The organism is Stappia indica (assembly GCF_009789575.1).
In the GTDB taxonomy this organism is placed as follows: Bacteria; Pseudomonadota; Alphaproteobacteria; order Rhizobiales; family Stappiaceae; genus Stappia; species Stappia indica_A.
Genome location: NZ_CP046908.1, coordinates 2,946,443 through 2,964,276 on the forward strand (window position 1 = coordinate 2,946,443; position 17,834 = coordinate 2,964,276).

Here is a 17,834-nt window from a genome sequence, read left to right on the forward strand (position 1 = left end):
CCTTGGTCCCACACGCGGGGGGCGACACGCGGCAGCACAGGGCGGCCGCAGCTCCATGAAAGGTGCAGGCATGGCGAAGGCATATTGGGTGGCACGGGTCGATGTGAGCGATCCGGACGCCTACAAGAAGTATATCGAGGCGAATGCCGAGGCGTTTCGCGCCTATGGCGCCCGCTTCATCGTCCGCGGCGGCCGCTTCGAGTGCAAGGAAGGCGCCGCGCGCCAGCGCAACGTGGTGATCGAGTTCGACAGCTACGAGAAGGCTGTCGCCTGCTACGAGAGCGACGCCTATGCCTATGCCAAGTCGCTGCGCGCCTCGCACGCGGTGTCGGATCTGGTGATCGTCGAGGGCTACGACGGCCCGCAGCCGTGAGCGCCTCCGCCGGCGCCTTCGTGGTCCGGGTTGCAGGACCCGAGGATGTCCCGGCCCTGCACGAGCTGTGGATGGCGCAGGCGGACCGGCGCGACTGGTCTCCGGCCGCCTCTCCGGGCGGGCTGCTACCCGAGCTCGACGTGCTGGCGGCGGAGAATCGCGTCTGGGGCGCCTTCCGGGGCGGCCGGCCCGTCGCCATGGCGGCGGCGGGCGAACTGGACGGGGCGATGTGGCTGTCGGTGCTGGGAGTGGCCCGCGACTGCCGCGGCCGCGGCCTGTCGCGCTCGCTGCTGGCCTCGGTGCTCGGCCATGGCGCCTTCGCCTGCTATCCCGCGCTCATCGCCTTCGCGCGGCCCGAGCGCGGCGGTTTTCTCGACCATGTCGGCTTCGTGCGGCTCGACGCGGGCCAGATCGATCCCGGCGCGCGGAACATCGCCGCCCGCTACCGGCTGGAGCCGTGGGCGCGGCGGCTTTGAGCCGCGCCGTCTCAGTGCCTACTGGCTGGCGTAGCGGCCGGCGTCGGCGCCGTAGTGATTGACGTAGCGGCTGTTCAGCGCTTCCACCGGCATGACGATCAGCACGTCGGTGGTGCCGAACTGGTGGTCGACGACCGCGCCGTCGCCGATATAGGCGCCGAGCCGCAGGTAGCCCTTGATCAGGGGCGGCAGCTCGCGCAGGGCCTGGCGCTCGTTGACCTCCGCCTTGGGCATGCGGTTCATCTCGACATAGCGTTCGCCGACCGCGCGCACCCGCCAGGCTTCCGGCGCCCGCGCATTGTGGTGCAGGAAGGCGAGCTGCGAGGCCATGCGGTCCGGATCGGTGCCCTCGATCGAGGCGCAGCCGACCATCACGTCGATCCGGTGCATCAGGACATAGGCCCAGATGCCGTGCCACAGCAGCTCCACCGTGCGCTTGGTGCGGTAGGGCTTGAGCACGCAGGAGCGGCCGAGTTCCAGGAACTGCAGCCGCGGATGGGTGTCGACCAGCGACTGGATGTCGAATTCGGCGGCGGTGTAGAAGCCGCCGTGACGCTCGGCGACGTCCTGGCGCAGCAGCCGGTAGGTGCCGACGATGCGCGGCTTGCGCCGGCCGAGCTTGTTGCGCTCGGTGAGCTCGTGATCGAGCACCAGGAGATGGTCGCAGATGTCGTCATAGGCATCGACGTCGCGCCTGGTCGACTGGGTCGCCGGGTCGGCGATGGCCGACATCTCCTCGTAGAAGACGTGGTAGCGCAACTCCTGGGCCTTGCGGATCTCCTTGGCGCTGCGGGCAAGGCGCACCTCCAGCGAGCCGATGCGGCCGAGGCTGGGGACGTTGCGGCCCGACGGGGCGGCCTTCATCCCGGCCAGCCAGCTTGTCGCCATCGCCGGAGCGAACTTGCGCATCAGGCCGCGCGGCGACAGCGGCGACAGAACAGCGTTTCTAGACATGGCCCCGAGCCTTCCCTGCTTGCCTCCCGCGGACGCCGCCACGCAACGGGGCCGGTTTCGAGCACGCCCGGCCCGGCCATTCTCGTGTCATTCTTGCCGGCCGATCCGGGGCCTGCCGGCATCCTCAACCGGCAAAGAATCCCGGCGGAAGCAGGCAGGCGAATCGGCCGCGCTTGGCGGACGGCCACGATGCTGGCCGTGCCGTAGACCATACTTTCCCAACACTTGCGTGACAATTGGCGAAGTTCTCAGTCCGCTCCCGCCAGCGGGGTCTCGGCCGGGCGGCGGAAGATGCGCCGGCGAAGCAGGTCCGGATCGAGCGGCTTGGACAGCACCGCATCGGCCCCGGCGGCGAGCGCCGCTTTTTCCGCATCCGCGGTGACATCGGCGGTCACCACATAGACGGGCGCGCGCGGCCAGCCGCCCGCCGTCTCCATCTCGCGGAAGCGGCGGATTGCCGCAATGCCGTCGACGACCGGCATGTGCAGGTCCATCAGCAGCATGTCGCAGGACCCGTCGGCGGCCGCGGCAAGGGCGGCGGCCCCGTCGACCGCCACCACCGGCTCGTGGCCGAGCTTGCGCAGCAGGGCCTCGCTGAGCATCCGGTTGATGTCGTTGTCGTCGGCAACGAGGATGCGCAAGGGGCGCGGCGCGCAGGCGTGGTCGCCGGCTTCCCCCGTCAGGCAGCGCGGCTCGGGCCGGTCCCAGGGCGACAGGCCGGTGTCGCGGCCGAGCAGCGTGGCGCAGAGCTCGGCCAGCGAGGCGGCGCGCACCGGGCGGATCAGGTAGCCGCCGAAGCCGGCCTCGCGCAGGCGCGGCAGCCGGTCGCGCTCGCTCGGCGCCAGCAGCACGCCGGCAGGCGCGGCAAGCCCGGCGGCGCGGGCGCTGGCGAGCCAGGCGCCGGCATCGGTCACGGCGAGCGGGTCGAGCAGCACCAGATCGGCGGCGAGCAGCTTGTCGTCGCCCTCCTCCGTGCCGGGCGCCAGCAGCGAGGTCACGGCCCCTTGCGCGGCCAGCGAGCGGGCGATCAGCGGCATCTCAATGCGGCTGGCCGAGACCAGCGCGATGCGGGCACCGGCGAGCGCGCGCACTGCCCCGCTTTCCGTTTCCGGCGCGGGCAGGGCAGGTGCTGCGTGAAGCGGCAGCTCGACGCGGAAGGCGGCGCCCTGGCCCGGTGCGGATTTCGCCACCACGTCGCCGCCCATCAGCCGGGCCAGCCGGCGCGAGATGGCAAGGCCGAGGCCCGCGCCGTCGAAGCGGCGGGCCGGGCCGTGGTCGACCTGCTCGAACTCCTCGAACAGCCGTTCGGCCTCTTCCGGGGCGAAACCGATGCCGGTGTCGCGCACGGTGATGGCGAAGCAGCGCGGCGAACCGTCGGCGGTCGCTTCGCCGGTCTCCACAATCGGCTCGATGCAGATCTCGACGCCGCCGGTCTCGGTGAATTTCAGCCCGTTGCCGGCCAGGTTGAACAGGATCTGGCGCAGCCGCGTCGGGTCGGCGACGAGGCGCGCGGGCATGTCGGGGGAGATGTAGCAGCCGATCTCCAGCCCCTTCGACTGGGCCCGCGGCGACAGCAGCTCCACGACGCTTTCGGCGAGCGGGGCAAGGGCGATCTCCTCCGGCGCCAGATCCAGCCGGCCGGCCTCGATGCGCGACAGGTCGAGCACCTCGTTGATCAGCAGCAGCAGGATCTCGCCGGAGGCGCGCACCGCCTCCACATAGCTCGCCTGCTCGGCCGTGAGCCTTGTGTCGGCGAGCAGGCCGGTCATGCCGAGAATGCCGTTGAGCGGGGTGCGGATCTCGTGGCTGACGGTGGCGAGGAACCGGCTCTTGGAGGCGTTGGCGGTCTCCGCCTGGTTGCGCGCGGCAAGCAGCGCGTCCTCGATGCGGCGGCGGTCGGTGACGTCGCGCAGGATGGTCTGGATCAACGGCTCGCCGCTGGCGCCGTCGCGCACCGGCACGTCGCGCCGGGCGAACCAGCGCTCGCCGCCGGAGGTCTCCATCCGGATGTCGCGGCTGGCCTCGTCTTCGGCCTTGCTGCCGTTCGCCTCCGGCAGGGCCGGGGCCCAGCCTTCCGGGAACAGCCGTTCGGCCGCATCGTTGGCATAGACGATCTCGCCGCCGGCGCGCCAGCGGGTGACCACGTCGCCGAGCGTGTCGAGCACGTCGCGCAGCCGGCCGTCGCTTTCCTTCAGCCGCCAGGCCTCGTCGCGCAGCTGTTCGTTCTCTGCTTGCAGCAGGTTGCGCTCGGAGGTCAGCGCGGCAAGGCGGGCGCTTGCCTGCGCCATTTCGCGCAGATGGGCGCCGCGCTGGGCCTGCAGCACGCCGCCGAGACCGATGGCGAGCCCGGCAAGCGCCAGCGCGCTGCCGGCCGCGGCAAGGCGCAGCGCCTCGGGCACCAGCCAGATGGTGAGCGCGGCGCCGGCCAGAAAACTGGCGGCGGCGACGCCAAGCGTCAGCAGCGAGGGGCCGGGAACGGCAGGCGTGCGCGGGGAAGCCTCCCCCGCACGGAGGCTGGCGTGCTCCGGCGCCGAGACCGCGCTGTCGCGGTGCTCCGTTCCGTCATGGCGTTTCGGGGCGGCCACCTGCTCTCCTCGTCAATCAGCGGGTTCGCGCAAGGCGCACGAACCCGCCTACTTTCGGCCGGAGAGATTGAGAAACCGTTGCGGCAAAAGGGTTTGCCGCGCGTCAATTGACGTGCCGTCTGTCGTAAGTTGGCGCGCAGACTACACTGCCGCCTGCAGGCCGGTGCGGGGCCCTAACGGGCCTTCAGCATTTTATTTCGCAACGCAGCCCGTTGCCAACCAACTCACATTTGGTGTGGCATCCGAAGAGTTTCTTGTCTGAGACCGCTTTTTGGCTGGCCCAACTCTGAATAAGTGTCTGAAGGTTTTCCGCGTCCTCGGTTGTGAGCGCGCTTTTTCGCATCACGCATCGGCCCGGTGCGTCACAGTTTCCCGTCGGTCGAGAAGATCGGCACTCGCATACTTTGTCAAACGCGCAGTCTGAGTCGCTCATGCAGGCCTGTGCAGAGCTCGGGAGCAGAAGGATGGCTGAACTTATTGCAGCTACAAGGAGAAGTTTCATCGAAAACTCCCTAGAAAAATGAATTTACAATATTTGCAATCACAGATAGTCGTTGTCAATAAAATATAAACCGTGACTTGTGCCTTCTGAGAAAAAGGCCGCCGTCATGGCGTATGGTTCGCCCTGTCAGCGGCCCTCGCGAGGGCCGCTGATACTCCCATGGCAGGCACAATTATGAGTCCACGACCTAGGCGGCTTCCGCCAGATCGTCCAGGATGCCGGCCGCCAGCTCGAAGGACCGGACCCGGGCGGCGTGGTCGTGGATCATGCCGGTGACGATCAGCTCGTCGGGCTGGTAGCGCTCGAGGATCGCGCTAAGGCCCCGCCGGACGGTGTCGGGCGAGCCGGTCGCCGACACGCTGAGGGCCTGGTCGACCTGCGCAAGGACGTGGGGCGGGATCTCGGCGGTCACGTCCTCGACCGGGGCGGGCAGCTTTCCCGGACGCCCTGTGCGCAGCCTTGCGAAGGACAGCACCTGCGATGAGCGCAGGTAGCGGGCCTCCGCATCCGTGTCGGCGACGAAGACGCCGGCGGCGACCATCACGTGCGGTTCGGCAAGCTGGTCCGAGGGGCGGAACGTGCTGCGATAGACCGTCAGCGCTTCCTCCAGCATCGCCGGGGCGAAATGCGAGGCGAAGGCGTAAGGAAGGCCGAAGGCCGCCGCAAGCTGCGCGCCGTAAAGGCTCGATCCGAGGATCCAGACCGGCACATGCGTGCCCTCGCCGGGAATGGCGCGCACGGGTCCGCCTTCCGACGGGTCGCCGAGATAGGCGATGAGGTCGACGACGTCCTGCGGGAAATTGTCCTCGCCGGCCATGTGCCGCCGCAGGGCCCGAGCCGTTGCCATGTCGGTGCCCGGCGCGCGGCCGAGGCCGAGGTCGATGCGGCCGGGAAACAGGGTTGCCAGCGTGCCGAACTGCTCGGCGATGACCAGCGGCGAGTGGTTGGGCAGCATGATGCCGCCCGCCCCGACGCGGATGGTCTTCGTCGCCGCCGCCACCTGGCCGATGACGACGGATGTTGCCGCGCTGGCGATGCCCGGCATGTTGTGGTGCTCGGCAAGCCAGTAGCGGTGATAGCCCGCCGCTTCCGCCTTGCGCGCCAGGTCGATGGTGTTGGCAAGCGCGTCGGCCGCGGTCCTGCCTTCCGGCACGGGGGCCAGATCGAGAAGGGAAAAATGTTTCATGAGGATCTCCGTTGGGTCCTCATTTAGGATGCGGCGGCCCGGCAGCCAAGGGTGAAGGGGGAGGCGGAAGGGCGCGCTCAGGCCGCCCGGCGCTCGAGACTGGCGCCGCGGTAGCTCAGCGCCTCGGCGAGATGCAGCCGCGAGACGGCGTCCGAGCCGTCGAGATCGGCCAGCGTGCGCGCCACTTTCAGCACCCGGTGATAGCCGCGCGCCGACAGCTGCAGCGCATCGGCCGCCGATTGCAGCAGGTCGAGGCCGGCGGCATCGGGGGCGGCGACCTGCTCGATCAGCCGCGCGCCGGTGGCCGCATTGGTGCGGGCGGCAACGCCGAGCGCGGCATAGCGCTCCGTCTGGCGCCGGCGGGCACGCGCCACCCGCTCGGCCACCGCGGCGGAGCTTTCGGCTTGCGCCGGGCGCAAGAGGTCTGAGGCGGCGACGGCCGGCACCTCGATCCGAAGGTCCAGCCGGTCGAGCAGCGGGCCGGACAGGCGCGCCTGGTATTCGGAGGCGCAGCGCTCGCCGCGCCGGCAGACGTGGCCCGGCTCGCCGGCATGGCCGCAGCGGCACGGGTTCATCGCCGCGATCAGCTGCACGCGCGAGGGGTAGCTGGTGCGGTGGTTGGCGCGCACGATGACCGTCTCGCCGCTTTCCAGCGGCTGGCGCAGCCCGTCGAGCACCTGCGGCTGGAACTCGGGCAGTTCATCAAGGAACAGCACGCCGTTATGGGCGAGCGACACCTCGCCCGGCCGGGCGCGGATGCCGCCGCCGACGAGCGCTGCCATCGAGGCGGAATGATGCGGCGCGCGAAAAGGGCGGCGCTCGCTGAGCTTGCCGTCGGCAAGCTCGCCGGCGATGGAGGCGATCATGGAGACTTCCAGCAGCTCGCGCGGGCTGAGCGGCGGCAGGATCGAGGGCAGGCGGGTCGCCAGCATCGACTTGCCGGCGCCCGGCGGGCCGATCATCAAGAGGTTGTGGCCGCCGGCCGCGGCGATCTCCAGCGCCCGCTTGGCGCTTTCCTGGCCGCGCACCTCGGAAAGGTCGGGCAGGACGGACGGGTTGGCGCTGAGCTTCGGCTGCGGCCGGGAGAGGATCTGCGTGCCCTTGAAATGGTTGGCGAGCTGGATCAGCGAGACGGGCGCCAGGATCTCCATCTCCGGATCGGCCCAGGCCGCTTCCGGGCCGCAAGGCGCAGGGCAGATCAAGCCGCGGGCGAGCGTGTTGGCGCCGATGGCCGCCGGCAGCACGCCGGCGACGGCGGAAATCGTGCCGTCCAGCGCCAGCTCGCCGAGCACCACGTAGCGCTCCAGCTCGGCGGCGGGCAGCGCCCCCATCGCCGCTATCAGGGCAAGGGCGATGGGCAGGTCGAAATGCGAGCCCTCCTTGGGAAGGTCGGCCGGCGCAAGGTTGACCGTGACGCGCTTGGCCGGCAGCGACAGGCCGGAGGCGATCAGCGCCGAGCGGACCCGCTCGCGGCTTTCGCCCACCGCCTTGTCCGGCAGGCCGACGATGGTGAAGGCGACCTGGCCAGGGCCGATCTGCACCTGCACGTCGACAGGTTGCGCCTCTATGCCCTGGAACGCGACCGTGGTGACCCGCGAGACCATTGACCGCCCCCCTCGCTCTATGACTTTGCGCGAAATTGCTGCAATCCCAACAGGCTGCAACCTAGCGCAACCGCAAGTCGGTCACAACCACGGCGAGGAGAATGCTTGACACTAATGATATTGTTATCAGGATAGTAAATATCGATTTTAAATTCTGCTTTGGGTCTCATCCTGGCGTGGGTGTCGAAGAGTAATTTGATGAAACAAGTAGATGGGATTAATCCAGGATATATTGCGTATATTGACGAAGCTGGTGATCCTGGGTTGAGGCGAGTTAGGCCTATTGATCCTATTGGCGGCACGGAATGGATGATTCTTTCTGCGGTTTTAATCCAAGCAGAGAATGAAGCGAACATTTTATCTTGGCACAACGAATTAGTAGAAGATTTGAATATCAGGCAGAGAAAGGACATACATTTCAGGGATTTATCTTATCCCAAAAAGGATAAGGTATGCTTGGCTTTGTCAGGTTATCCTGTGAGGATTTTTGTTGTAGCATCCAACAAAAAGAATATGAGGCAATATAGAAATCATCGAGCGGAAAAAATCCCGTCAAACCAGTGGTTCTATAATTGGCTTGTTCGGATTCTAGTAGAAAGAATTACACATTATGTAGAGCGGCATTCTGTTAAAAATTTTGGAAAACCACGACATGTAACGTTTGAGTTCTCTGAGAGAGGCGGTCATTCTTATGACCAAACGGCGGCATATCACGCACTCTTAGCGCAACAGGCCAAAGGGTCTGGTCCGTTGCTAGACAAGTGGGTACCTAAATGGAATGTGATGGACTGGCGCTTAGTTAAAGCTTACCCGCATAAAACACGGGTAGGACTTCAATTTGCAGATATCGTCGCTAGTGCTTTTTTCGCTGCTGTGGACAACCTTGATAGTGGTCCTTGTGAAGCACGATTTGCTAAGGCGCTTAGGCCCCGCGTCGCTTCCTTAGATAATCGCCATGCGGACTATGGATTGGTACTGCAGCCGACGCCGCCCACTCGCGGAAGGCTAACTAACGACCAGCAAGAGATATTCCGCTACTACGGGTATCAATTCTAATAGCGGTAGAGCCCGCTCCTCATTTTCGTCTGCGGCGATAGGCTACCGTCTAGTGGCAACCGTGCGCAGATAAGATTGCTAGGCGTTGATTTTGATCAGCCTTGCAGTCGAGGGATGCGGCGCATCTACCATATTTATTATCTCATCAATCTCAGCATAAGTCAAATTGAATCAATAGGTTATCTGAGTTCTCTTTAAGTGGTTGAATTACGATTCTTTTTTGTTCTCATAACTTCTCAGAGGCGGTTGGCGATGTCAGATCAGGCGACGCTTTGTCCTCCGCGCGTAAACGAAAACGGCGGAGCCCTGAGGGCCCCGCCGCTGATGATCAAAAGGTCCGCAAGAGGCGCGGGAGCTCAGTCCAGCCCCTCGAACAGCGCCGTCGACAGGTAGCGCTCGGCGAAGGAGGGGATGATCACGACGATGCGCTTGCCCTTCATCTCTGCCCGCGCGCCGACCTTCAGCGCGGCCGCGAGCGCGGCGCCGGAGGAAATGCCGACCGGCAGGCCCTCGATCCGCGCGACCTTGCGCGCCATCTCGAATGCCTCGTCGTTGCTCACCGTGACGACTTCGTCATAGACCGACTTGTCGAGCACGCCCGGCACGAAGCCGGCGCCGATGCCCTGGATCTTGTGCGGGCCGGGATTGCCGCCGGACAGGACCGGGCTGTCGGTCGGCTCGACCGCGACCACATGCAGGCCGGGCTTGCGCTCCTTCAGCACCGAGCCGACGCCGGTGATCGTGCCGCCGGTGCCGATGCCGGAGACGAAGACGTCGACCGTGCCGTCCGTGTCGTTCCAGATCTCCTCGGCGGTGGTGCGGCGGTGGATCTCCGGGTTGGCCGGGTTCTCGAACTGCTGCGGCATCACCGCGCCGTCGATCTCCTGGATCAGCTCCTCGGCGCGGGCGATGGCGCCCTTCATGCCCTTGGGGCCTTCGGTCAGCTCCAGCTCGGCGCCGAGCAGCTTCAGCATCTTGCGGCGCTCGATCGACATGGTCTCCGGCATCACCAGGATCAGGCGGTAGCCCTTGGCGGCGGCGACGAAGGCAAGCGCAATGCCGGTATTGCCGGAGGTCGGCTCGACGAGGGTGGTCTTGCCGGGGACGATCTTGCCGTCGGCCTCCAGCGCCTCGATCATCGACACGCCGATGCGGTCCTTGACGCTGGAGATCGGGTTGAAGAATTCGAGCTTGGCGAGGATCTCCGCCTCGACGCCGGCCTCGCGCGCCAGCCGGTCGAGTCGGACGAGCGGCGTGTCGCCGATGGTTTCGGTGATGGAGGCGTAGATGCGGCCGCGGCCGGGCTTGTTGGCGCTCATTGCGGACTCCCTTGTTCTCGCCGGATCGCGGATGCCCGGCACGTCGTTCTGCCCCCAATCTAGGCACGCAGTATGGCGCTGACGAGACCCTGCCGTCGCTGCAAGCCGCGCGCACATGGAACAGGATTCCGAAAATAGGCGAAATCTTAGAAAATGATACTCGCAAGCGGCGTCAATGATGCCCGGTCGAGCCGAACCCGCCCTCGCCGCGCCGGGTCTCGTCGAGCTCGTTGACCTCGATCAGCTCGGCCCGCGCCACCGGCGCCACCACCATCTGAGCGATGCGGCTGCCGCGCTCCACGGTGAAGGGCTCGTCGCCGAGATTGATCAGGATCACCTTCACCTCGCCGCGATAGTCCGGGTCGATGGTGCCCGGCGTGTTGAGCACGGTGACGCCGTGGCGCGCGGCAAGGCCGGAGCGCGGGCGCACCTGCGCCTCCGTATGCGGCGGCAGGGCGATGGCGATGCCGGTCGGCACCAGCGCGCGGGCGCCCGGCGCGATCACCAGCGGCGCCTCGACGGCGGCGAGAAGATCCATGCCGGCGGCCTCCTCGCTCTGGTAGGAGGGCAGCGGCAGGTCGAGGCCATGGGCAAGGCGGCGCACGCGCAGGGGAAGGGTCATGGGCTGGGATCCGTGTGTGAAATCGGGAAACATTGGCGATAAGGGGGCGATAAGGGACTGAAGGCAGGCTTGCAGAACGGCGGCTGCCTCACGCCGGGCCGCCTGACGCAGGTCCAAGGGTCGCGGCGAGCCGGCGGGCGATCTCGGCGACCAGCCGGCGCGCCACCTCGTCCTTGGTCAAGGTCGGCCAGTCGGCGACGCCGTCATGGCCGACCAGCCGCACGGTGTTGGCATCGCCCCCCATGACGCCGGTTTCCGGCGACACGTCGTTGGCGACGATCAGGTCCGCGCCCTTGCGCTGCAGCTTGCCGCGGGCATTGTCGACGACGTCGTTGGTCTCGGCGGCAAAGCCGACCACCAGGCGCGGACGCGCCGTCGGGTGACGGCCGATGGTGGCCAGGATGTCCGGGTTCTCGGTCAGCGCCAGCACCGGCACCTTGCCGCTGCCGTCCTTCTTGATCTTGCGGTCGCTCTCGCCGTCGGTGCGCCAGTCGGCGACGGCGGCGGCCATCACGGCGACATCGGCCGGCAGCGCCGCCTCGACGGCGGCCAGCATCTGCCGCGCGGTCTCCACGCGCACGACGTCGACGCCCGGCGGATCGGCCAGCGTCACCGGTCCGCTGACCAGCGTCACGCGGGCGCCGTGCCGCGCCATCCAGGCGGCGATGGCATGGCCCTGCTTGCCGGAGGAGCGGTTGGCGATGTAGCGGACCGGGTCGATGGGCTCGTGCGTCGGCCCGGAGGTGATCAGCACGTGCCGGCCGGCAAGGTCCTGCGGCATCGGGTCGAGCATGGCTTCGAGCGCGGCGACGATCTCCATCGGCTCGGCCATGCGGCCGACGCCCGCCTCGCCGCTCTCGGCCATCTCGCCGGCATTCGGCCCGACGAAGGAGAGCCCGTCGCGGGCAAGCTGCGCCACATTGCGGCCGGTTGCGGGGTTGGCCCACATCGCGGGGTTCATCGCCGGGGCGAGCAGAACAGGTTTGTTCGAGGCGAGCAGCACGGCGCTGGCGAGATCGCCGGCAAGCCCGGCCGCCATCTTCGCCATCAGGTCGGCGGTGGCCGGCGCGACGACGATGGCGTCGACCTCGCGCGACAGGCGGATATGGCCGACATCGTGTTCGTCGTCCCGGTCGAAGAGATCGGTGAAGACCTTGTCGCCGGCGAGCGCCCCCGCCGCCATCGGCGTCACGAACCGGCAGGCGCCCTCGGTCATCACGACCCGGACGCCGACGCCGCGCTCGCGCAGCCGGCGGATCAGGTCGAGGCTCTTGTAGGCGGCGATGCCGCCGCCGATCACGAGAAGGATGCGCGTGTCTGAAAGGCTCAACGGTCCCTCCCGCTGGCTGGATGAAGGACGTCGGCGGGCGGCCGCCGTCAGCTGCCCGAGCCGAAGGAGCGCGGCGCCGGCGAGATGACCCGCGAGCCGCTGCCCGTGACCTCGTAGACCGCAAGGCCGCGCTCGTTGCGCCCGTCCCGCTCGAAGCGGAAGACGCCGTCGATGCCGAGGAAGCCGTCGCGGTTGGTCAGCACCCGCTCGGAAAAGCGCGCCGGGCCGGCGGAACGCACGAGGCCTGCGGCGAGGATCGTCGCGTCATAGGCGAGCGAGGCGTTGCGCGGCGGCTGCGAGCCGTAGCGCGACTGGTAGCGCGAGGCGAAGGCCTGGAAGCCGGCGGCATCCGGGCCCGGATACCAGGCGCCGGTCAGCGGTGCGGCGTTCAGCACCTGCTGCGAGTCCCACTGGCCGCTGCCGAGCAGGCGCGTCTGGCCGAGATTGACGCCGCCGGTCGACAGGGTCTGCGCCACGAAGGGCGCGACATTGCCCGCCGGCACGAAGATCGCATCGATCTGCGCGGCATTGGCGGCGATCTGGCCGGCCTTGGCGGCGATGTCCGCCGTGTCGTTGCCGGTCAGCTTGTAGCGTTCGATGGAGACGATGCGTCCGCCCGCGCGGCCGACCTCCTGGCGGAAGGCGGCCTCGACCACCGCGCCATAGGTGTCGTCCGGCAGCAGCGCTGCGAAGGAGCGCTTGCCTTGGGCCGCTGCATGGGAAACGATCCGCGCCACGTCGCTGCGCGGCAGGAAGCTCAAGAGGTAGACGCCGCGCGAGGCGACGGCCTCGTCGCTGGAAAAGGCGACGACCGGAATGCCGGAGGAGCGTGCGGTCGCCCCTGCCCCGCCGACTGCCGGCGCGAAGACCGGCCCGAGAATCAGTTCCGCGCCTTCCGTAATCGCCGCCTGGGCGGCGGCCTGCGCGCCCTGCGCGGTGCCGCCGGTGTCCTTGATCAGGATCTGCACGTCGGCGCCCTGGAAATCGGACAGGGCCAGTTCGGCGGTGTTGCGGAAGACGGTGGCGATGGAGGAGGCGCTGCCGCCGCCGCTCATCGGCAGCAGCATGGCAACGCGCACCGAGCCCTGGCCGATGGTCTCGCCGCTCACGGTCGGCTGGCCCGGCGGCGTCGAGGGGTAGCCCGGATAGTCGCCAAGCGTCGAGCCGCTGCAGCCGGCAAGCGCCAGGGCGGCCCCGAGCGAGAGCGCAAGGACGGAACGCCGCGCGTGCATCATCTTGTCCAGAACTCCAAGCACTGTCCCCGATCTCCCGTCTGCCCGGCCTGCCTGCTGCCGGGCGGGTCTGCCGTCTTCGGCCCCGGGTGCGAACGGGCCGCCGACCGCAAAATGCTTAGCAGCACCGCCCGCCGGCTGCAAATCCTCGCTCGCCGCCTTGGCCTTCACCGCGTTTCCTGCCAAAACGGGCGAAAGCCCGCCCGGCGGGCTCCCGTTCGCATGAAAGCCGACCGCATGTCTTCCACAGAGCCGGACGAGAACGAGGCGCCGCAAACCGCCTCCCGCGATTTCTTCATCGGCGCCCATCGCCTGAAGGCGCCCTCGCTCGCGTCGGGCCTTTATATCGTCGCAACGCCCATCGGCAATCTCGGCGACATGACGGTGCGCGGGCTGGAGGTGCTGGCGGCGGCCGATCTCGTCGCCTGCGAGGACACCCGCGTCACCGCCACATTGATGCAGCGCTTCGGGCTGAAGACGCCGCTCACCGCCTATCACGAGCACAATGCGCAGAAGGTGCGCCCGCGCCTGATGGCGGCGCTGGAGGCGGGACGTGCCATCGCTCTGGTCTCCGATGCGGGTACGCCGCTGGTTTCCGATCCCGGCTACCGGCTGGTGCGCGAGGTGGTCGAGGCCGGTCACAAGGTCTTCCCCGTGCCCGGCGCCAGCGCGCCGCTGGCCGCGCTCGTCGCCTCGGGCCTGCCGTCGGACACGTTCTGCTTCGCCGGCTTCCTGCCGCAAAAGGGCGGGCCGCGCACGGCCCGGCTGGAAGAGCTCTCGCGCATTCCCGCAACGCTGATCTTCTTCGAAAGCCCGCACCGCATCGCCGCCTCGCTTGCCGACATGGCGCAAGTGTTCGGCGGCGAGCGGGAGGCGGCGGTCGCCCGCGAGATCACCAAGCGGTTCGAGACCTTCGAGCGCGGCACGCTGGAGGAGCTCGCCCGCCATTTCGCGGACGGGCCGGCGCGCGGCGAGTTCGTCGTGGTCATCGCCCCGCCGCCCGAGCGGCCGCAAGCCGATGCAAGCGATGCCGATGCGCTGCTCGCCGAGGCGCTCAAGACCATGAAGGCGGCGGGCGCCGCCAAGCATGTGGCGCAGCTCACCGGCCTCGACCGCAAGGACCTTTACGCACGCGCCCTGGAGATGAAGGCGAAGTAGCGCGCCGCGCCGCCTCTTTGCCCTCGATTGCCGCCCGTGCTACTCGGGCGGGAGCCTTTCCACCTGCCAGCGGAGCGCCGCGTGACCAAGATCATCCTGGTTTTCTTTGCTGCCGTCGCCGCGATCCAGGTGATCAAGCCGCTCGGCTGGCCGGGGCTGAAGCACCGCCGCGATGCCTGGAAGCTCGCCGCCGGCGGTTTTCTTCTGACGGTGATGGCGGTGATCGTCGCCGCCATGTTCCAGCCCTCCGCATGACCCGGGGCGGCGCGCAAGAGCCCGGCAGAACCCGCCGGCGGCGCGGCGCCTACCGGCTGGGCCTGCGGGCCGAGACGCTGGCCGCGCTCTACCTGCGCGCGACGGGCTGGCGGATCCTGGCCCGGCGCTTTCGCGCCGGCAGCGGCGAGATCGACATCATCGCCCGGCGGGGCAAGACGATCGCCTTCATCGAGGTCAAGGCGCGCGGCAACCTCGATGCGGCGCTCATCGCGATCACTCCCTCGGCGCAGCGCCGGATCGCCTCTGCCGCCCGCACCTGGTGCGCCGGGCGCGAGGATCTCGGCGCCATGACGCTGCGCTTCGACGCGGTGCTGGTCTCGCCCTGGCGGCTGCCGGTGCACATCGCCGATGCCTTCGCCGTCGCGGAACGGTGATCGTCCGGGCGCCCGCGCACTGGACAAAGCCCGGCGCGGGTCGCATATCCTGTCCCCAACCGCGGGGCGCCCGCCCCGCCTTCCCGTCCGTCGTTCAGCGCGCCGTTCCGGCGCCGGAGACCTTCCCCGGAGACCTTCCGATGACATCTTCCAGCACGCCGACATCCGCACGGCTCAAGGTCGCGGTCCAGATGGACCACATCTCCTCCATCAAAATCGCCGGCGACAGCGCCTTCGCGATGATGCTCGAGGCGCAGGCCCGCGGCCACGAACTCTTCCACTACACGCCGGACCGGCTGGCGATGAACGGCGACACCGTGACCGCCGCGCTGGAGCCGGTCACGGTGCGCGACGAGCCGGGCAACCACTTCACCCTCGGCGAGCCGAAACTGACGGATCTCTCGCAGGTGGACGTCGTCTTGATGCGGCAGGACCCGCCCTTCGACATGGCCTATGTCGCGGCGACGCACATGCTGGAGAAGATCCACCCGAAGACACTGGTGGTGAACGACCCGGCCTCGGTGCGCAATGCGCCGGAAAAGCTGTTCGTCACCGAGTTCCCGGACCTGATGCCGGAAACCCTGATCACCCGCGACCGCGCCGCCATCGACGCCTTCCGCGCCGAGCACGGCGACATCGTCATGAAGCCGCTGTTCGGTCATGGCGGGGCGGCGGTGTTCCGCATCACGGCGGACGATCTCAACTACGGCTCGCTCTACGACTTCTTCGCCGCCACCTTCCGGGAGCCCTGGGTGATCCAGCGCTTCCTGCCGGAGGTGTCGAAGGGCGACAAGCGCATCCTCTTGGTCGACGGCGAGTTCGCCGGTGCGGTCAACCGGGTGCCGCAGGAGGGCGACCTGCGCTCCAACATGGTGCGCGGCGGCGCGGCGCGCGAAGCCGACCTCACCCCGCGCGAGCGCGAGATCTGTGCCCGTCTCGGCCCGGCACTGCGCGAAAAGGGGCTGATTCTCGTCGGCATCGACGTGATCGACGGCTACCTGACGGAGATCAACGTCACCGCCCCGACCGGCATCCGCGCCGTCGCAAGGCTGGGCGGGCCGGATATCGCGGCCCGCGTCTGGGACGTGGTGGAGGCCAAGCGCGCCCAAGCCTGACGCACTGGCGCGTGACGCGGTGTGCGTGAAGCGGGGCCGGCCTTACGAGCCCGGCCCCATCAGCCGGTCGATCGGCACATAGTCGTCGGAGAGCACCGGCGGATCGATGCGGGCAACGAGCCCGTCGATCCGCTCCGCCGGCATGCGCGCGAGAATGCGGCTTGCCGCCCCGTCCGCGACCGGCGGCAGCACGAAGCGGGCCTGAGGCGTCGGCATGCGCCCGGCGATCAGCACGAAGGTGGTGCGCCCGCCGGCGGTGAAGTCCTCCGCCTCGACCCAGACCTCGACCACCGGAAAGGCGGTGCGCAGGGTGCGCACCGTGGCGGCCAGCGCCTGCAGCCGGTCCATGTGGTCAATGAGGTTCATCGCGTAATGGCCGTTCGGCGCAAGGCTTGAGGCGATCTCTGCGTAGAATTCGCGGGTCACCAGATGCGCCGGAACGGCGATGTCGGTGAAGGCATCGCCGACGATCACCTGGAAGCCGCCGAGCGAGGCGAGGCGGGCCCTGGCATCGGCATGGACGACGGTGAAGCGCGACGGGTCGACGTCGAAGTCGCGCGCGGCCATCCGCGTCACCTGCGGATCGATCTCCGCGACGACGAGGCCGGGGCGGGCGCCGTCCCGCGTCCAGGCGCGCGGCAGCGTCAGCGAGCCGCCGCCGATGAAATAGGCCTGCTCGGGCGCATCGCCGAGCCGGGCGCGGGTCACCGCGTCGATGATCGCCGCATAGGGCATTTCCAGCCGCGCCGGATCGCCGAGCACGTTGATGCCGTGGCCGAGATGATCGAGCACCATCAGCCGGGTCGGTGCGCCGAAATCCTCCGACACATCCAGCGAGCGGATGCAGTAGTAGCGGCTTTCGATGTCGCAGATCTTTTGCGGCAGGAAGGGGCCGGCGGCGGTGGCGAAAAGCGCAAGGACCGTGATGCCGGCTGCGGCCGAAAGCGAAGCGCCGTCCGCATCGCGCGGCACCCGGCGGGCCATCCACAGGCAGCACAGGGCGAACAGCGTGTAGGCGGCGGCAACCGTGATCAGCGTGCGGGCGGTGCCGAGCCAGGAGATGAAGAGATAGCCGGCGGCCAGCGTGCCGGCGATGGCGCCGATGGCCGAGACCGCATGCAGGGCGCCGAGCGCCCGGCCGCTGCGGACCCGGTCCTCGATGGCAAGCCGCGCCAGGATCGGCGAAGGGATGCCGGCGGCGAAGGACGGCAGGAAGAACAGCAGCATCGCCAGCGCGACGATGCCGGCGACCGGATCGGTCAGGCTGGAGAGCACCGGGCCAGAGACCCAGCGCAGCAGCGGCAGGGCGGCGATGGTGGTGATCGCCCCGAGTGCGCCGGAGACGGCGAGCCACATGAGGCCGGTGCGCGCCGGGCGGTCGGCGACGAGGCCGCCGGCCCAGTGCCCGGCGGAAAAGCCGGCCAGCACCACGGCGATCACCGCCGTCCAGGTGTAGAGCGACATGCCGACATAGGGCGCCAGCATCCGTCCCGCGACGATCTCGACGACGAGGCCGGCGGCCGCCACCACGAATTGCGCGGCGAGCAGGAACCAGAACGGCGCGGGCGTCGCGCTGGCAAGGGAAGCGGAAGCCGGGCGGGGTGCTTCGGCGTGGTCGGGCGGGGGCAGGACGGCGTCTGTCATCCGGCAAACTTAGCCGCCCCGCGCCCGC

The 17,834-nt window shown here is 68.5% G+C and carries 16 protein-coding genes; 7 read left to right on the forward strand and 9 right to left on the reverse strand.

The genetic code is table 11. The annotated features are described in order from the left end of the window. The first annotated feature begins 70 nt into the window (after window positions 1–70). Window positions 71–373, forward strand: coding sequence for a DUF1330 domain-containing protein (locus GH266_RS13865; RefSeq protein WP_158194349.1), 303 nt, complete (start codon window positions 71–73; stop codon window positions 371–373). Beyond that, window positions 370–849, forward strand: coding sequence for a GNAT family N-acetyltransferase (locus GH266_RS13870; RefSeq protein WP_158194350.1), 480 nt, complete (start codon window positions 370–372; stop codon window positions 847–849). The genes GH266_RS13865 and GH266_RS13870 overlap by 4 nt, the downstream gene beginning before the upstream one ends. 18 nt (window positions 850–867) lie before the next feature. Here the strand turns inward: GH266_RS13870 and olsB are convergent, their stop codons facing one another. The 4 genes from olsB to GH266_RS13890 all read right to left on the reverse strand — a co-directional run bounded on the left by olsB (window position 868) and on the right by GH266_RS13890 (window position 7,680). Then, window positions 868–1,737: a l-ornithine N(alpha)-acyltransferase gene (gene olsB / locus GH266_RS13875; protein WP_244953834.1), complete on the reverse strand. Its 870-nt coding sequence runs from the start codon at window positions 1,735–1,737 to the stop codon at window positions 868–870. A gap of 314 nt (window positions 1,738–2,051) precedes the next feature. After that, window positions 2,052–4,388, reverse strand: a complete 2,337-nt coding sequence (locus GH266_RS13880; RefSeq protein ID WP_158194352.1) for an ATP-binding protein — start codon at window positions 4,386–4,388, stop codon at window positions 2,052–2,054. A 689-nt stretch (window positions 4,389–5,077) separates the two neighbouring features. Next, complete coding sequence (locus GH266_RS13885) at window positions 5,078–6,076, reverse strand: LLM class flavin-dependent oxidoreductase (RefSeq protein WP_158194353.1); 999 nt, start codon at window positions 6,074–6,076, stop codon at window positions 5,078–5,080. Window positions 6,077–6,153: 77 nt separating this feature from the next. Next, the gene (locus GH266_RS13890) at window positions 6,154–7,680 is read right to left on the reverse strand and encodes a YifB family Mg chelatase-like AAA ATPase (RefSeq protein WP_158194354.1); all 1,527 of its coding nucleotides are present in this window, start codon (window positions 7,678–7,680) and stop codon (window positions 6,154–6,156) included. A 198-nt stretch (window positions 7,681–7,878) separates the two neighbouring features. On the opposite strand from GH266_RS13890, the gene GH266_RS13895 reads away from it, so the two are divergent. Next, entirely contained in the window at window positions 7,879–8,736 is an 858-nt protein-coding gene (locus GH266_RS13895; protein ID WP_158194355.1) for a DUF3800 domain-containing protein, read from the forward strand. A 356-nt stretch (window positions 8,737–9,092) separates the two neighbouring features. Here the strand turns inward: GH266_RS13895 and cysK are convergent, their stop codons facing one another. From cysK to GH266_RS13915, 4 genes are all read right to left on the reverse strand, one after another. Further along, a complete protein-coding gene (cysK, locus tag GH266_RS13900; RefSeq protein WP_158194356.1) occupies window positions 9,093–10,055 on the reverse strand; it encodes a cysteine synthase A in 963 nt (320 codons plus the stop codon). 172 nt (window positions 10,056–10,227) lie between these two features. Then, window positions 10,228–10,677: a dUTP diphosphatase gene (gene dut, locus GH266_RS13905; protein ID WP_067224698.1), complete on the reverse strand. Its 450-nt coding sequence runs from the start codon at window positions 10,675–10,677 to the stop codon at window positions 10,228–10,230. A gap of 88 nt (window positions 10,678–10,765) precedes the next feature. Continuing rightward, the gene (gene coaBC, locus GH266_RS13910) at window positions 10,766–12,007 is read right to left on the reverse strand and encodes a bifunctional phosphopantothenoylcysteine decarboxylase/phosphopantothenate--cysteine ligase CoaBC (protein ID WP_158194357.1); all 1,242 of its coding nucleotides are present in this window, start codon (window positions 12,005–12,007) and stop codon (window positions 10,766–10,768) included. 47 nt (window positions 12,008–12,054) lie between these two features. Continuing rightward, window positions 12,055–13,263, reverse strand: coding sequence for a penicillin-binding protein activator (locus tag GH266_RS13915; RefSeq protein ID WP_342354273.1), 1,209 nt, complete (start codon window positions 13,261–13,263; stop codon window positions 12,055–12,057). Window positions 13,264–13,476: 213 nt separating this feature from the next. Here GH266_RS13915 and rsmI point away from each other — a divergent pair, with 213 nt between their 5' ends. The 4 genes from rsmI (at window position 13,477) to gshB (ending at window position 16,162) form a co-directional block, all read left to right on the forward strand. Next, complete coding sequence (gene rsmI / locus GH266_RS13920; RefSeq protein ID WP_158194358.1) at window positions 13,477–14,397, forward strand: 16S rRNA (cytidine(1402)-2'-O)-methyltransferase; 921 nt, start codon at window positions 13,477–13,479, stop codon at window positions 14,395–14,397. 81 nt (window positions 14,398–14,478) lie between these two features. Continuing rightward, window positions 14,479–14,652, forward strand: coding sequence for a hypothetical protein (locus GH266_RS23270; protein WP_199270324.1), 174 nt, complete (start codon window positions 14,479–14,481; stop codon window positions 14,650–14,652). Then, window positions 14,649–15,047: a YraN family protein gene (locus GH266_RS13925; RefSeq protein ID WP_158194359.1), complete on the forward strand. Its 399-nt coding sequence runs from the start codon at window positions 14,649–14,651 to the stop codon at window positions 15,045–15,047. Before GH266_RS23270 ends, GH266_RS13925 begins: the two co-directional genes overlap by 4 nt. A gap of 140 nt (window positions 15,048–15,187) precedes the next feature. Continuing rightward, entirely contained in the window at window positions 15,188–16,162 is a 975-nt protein-coding gene (gene gshB, locus GH266_RS13930; RefSeq protein WP_158194360.1) for a glutathione synthase, read from the forward strand. Between the two features lie 42 nt (window positions 16,163–16,204). Here the strand turns inward: gshB and GH266_RS13935 are convergent, their stop codons facing one another. Next, window positions 16,205–17,806: a fused MFS/spermidine synthase gene (locus GH266_RS13935; RefSeq protein ID WP_199270325.1), complete on the reverse strand. Its 1,602-nt coding sequence runs from the start codon at window positions 17,804–17,806 to the stop codon at window positions 16,205–16,207. Between the last annotated feature and the right edge of the window lie 28 nt (window positions 17,807–17,834).